Below are 2021 nucleotides of genomic sequence, written 5' to 3' on the forward strand. Positions count from 1 at the left end.
CGGGCGGCGCTACGCCAGCGCCGACAGGACCCCGGGGATGTCGTTGACGACCATCGCGTCCACGCCTGCGGACGCGTAGTCCGGGGCGCGGTCGGCGGCCGGGCACCAGGCGATCACGTCCAGGCCCGCCTGGTGCGCGACGTCGACGCAGTGCTCCAGCGGCCGCAGCCGGCTGTCGGGGTGCTCGAACCCGCACGAGCCGGTGTGCACCGCGATGGCCTGCAGGTCCAGCCCGGCCGCGGCCGGGACCGCGTGCCACATCGGGAACCGCAGCCAGGTCAGCAGGCCCAGCGGGACGTCCGGCAGCTCGCCGCGCAGGAACACCAGCAGCGCCGGGTCGAACGAGGTGACCAGCAGCCGGCGCCGCCGCGCCTCCCGCTTCAGCACCGGCAGCAGCAGCGACCCCGTACGGCGGGACGGGGCGTCCACCGCGTCCTCCAGCACCGTCTTGACGTCGACGTCGACCGCCACGTCCGCGGGCAGCGCCTCGAAGATGTCGGCGAGCAGCGGCAGGCCGCTGGCGTCGGCGGGCATGTCCACGATGTGGTCGCCGCCCTCGACGGTCGGGTCGTGCCGCAGGACCAGGTGGTCGTCGGCGGTGCGGGTCACGTCGATCTCCACCCAGGACAGCCCCGCCCCGGCGGCGGCGAGCAGGGACTCCAGGGTGTTCTCCGCGACCGGCGACGACGCGCCGGGCGGGGTGGGCCGGCCCGCGCCGTAGCCGCGGTGCCCGATGACGGCCGGGGACTTCTCGAAGATCAAGGCAGGTCCTCCTGGGCGAGGTGCTCGGCGACCACCGCGTCGAGCGGCTGGGTGACCTTGAGATTGCGCTCGCTGCCCGCGACCACCCGGATCGGCACGTCCGGCAGGTAGCGGTGCACGATCCCGCAGTCGTCGGTGGCGCGCAGCGCCGGATCGGCGAGGGCCAGCTCGTAGGCCTTGCGGATGGTGCCGAGCCGGAACCCCTGCGGGGTCTGGAACCGGCTCATCGTCTCGCGCGGCGGCATGGACGCGACCACCCCGTCCTCGACGACGACGATCGTGTCCGGCGACGGCACGCCCACCGCGACGGCGTCGTGGCCGTCCAGCGCGTCCAGCACCCGGTCGATGACCGGGGCGTCCACGAACGGGCGGGCCGCGTCGTGGAACAGCACGCGCGTGTCGTCGGGGTGGTCCTCCAGCACGCGCAGCGCCGCGACGGTCGAGGCGGTGCGGGTCGCGCCGCCCTCCACCACGCCCGTGACGCTGCGGAACGGCGCCGCGATCACGCCCGCCTCGCGCAGGTGCCCGGCGGCCATCACCACCAGCACCTCGCCGACGCCGGGATGCGCGTCGAACGCGGCGATCGCGTGCGCCAGGATCGGCCGCCCGCCCACCTCGATGAGCTGCTTGGGGCGTCCCGCGCCCATGCGCTCGCCGACCCCGCCGGCGAGCACCACCGCCACCGTCCGCGCCGCCATCTCTCCCTTTCACCGCCGCTCGCGCCGCTCGGCGCCGCCCGCGGGACGTGCGCGCCCGTTCCTGCGACACCCGGTCACCGAGTCGCTACGCTGAGCAGTCACCCGCACGCTTCGATCTCGCCTGGAGGCGCCGATGGCCAGGGTGCGCCCCTGGCGCCGGCCCGCCACGCTCAACGTACCGGAGGCGGCCGACGCCGTGGAGGAGAACCGCGCCCGCCCGGAGCGGGCCGCCGGACGCGGGGCGTCCGGGCGCGCGGAGCGCCGGCGCGGCCCGTCGCACCGCGGCGACGGCCTCGTCGCGGCGTACGCGGTCGGCGGGTACGCCCCGCACCTCGTGCGCTGGGCGGCGTCGCGCGGCCTCGCGCCCGAGACCGTCGCGGGCATCTCGTTCTGCTTCGGGGCGCTCGCGGCGGTCTGGTTCTCCGCCGGCTCCCGCGCCGGGATGATCGCGGGCGCGGGCCTGCTCTACGCCTCGTTCGTGCTGGACTGCGTGGACGGCGGGCTGGCGCGCGCGGAGGGCGCGCCCGGGGCCGCGTGGCCGGCGGGCGTGCTCGGCCGGGC

The 2021-nt window shown here is 76.7% G+C and carries 2 protein-coding genes and 1 pseudogene; 1 reads left to right on the forward strand and 2 read right to left on the reverse strand.

Features of this window, described 5'->3' with window-relative positions; translation table 11 throughout:
* Positions 1 to 9: 9 nt before the first annotated feature.
* Positions 10 to 762 (reverse strand): glycerophosphodiester phosphodiesterase, encoded by a 753-nt coding sequence (locus ABZ914_RS50635; RefSeq protein WP_500201718.1) that lies wholly within the window; start codon positions 760 to 762, stop codon positions 10 to 12.
* Positions 759 to 1460, reverse strand: coding sequence for a 2-C-methyl-D-erythritol 4-phosphate cytidylyltransferase (gene ispD / locus ABZ914_RS50640; protein ID WP_500201719.1), 702 nt, complete (start codon positions 1458 to 1460; stop codon positions 759 to 761). The genes ABZ914_RS50635 and ispD overlap by 4 nt, the downstream gene beginning before the upstream one ends.
* 133 nt (positions 1461 to 1593) lie before the next feature.
* On the opposite strand from ispD, the pseudogene ABZ914_RS50645 reads away from it, so the two are divergent.
* A pseudogene (locus ABZ914_RS50645) lies at positions 1594 to 2021 on the forward strand (hypothetical protein); the annotation flags it as partial.

It is taken from the genome of Spirillospora sp. NPDC046719 (genome assembly GCF_040645715.1).
Classification (GTDB): domain Bacteria; phylum Actinomycetota; class Actinomycetes; order Streptosporangiales; family Streptosporangiaceae; genus Spirillospora.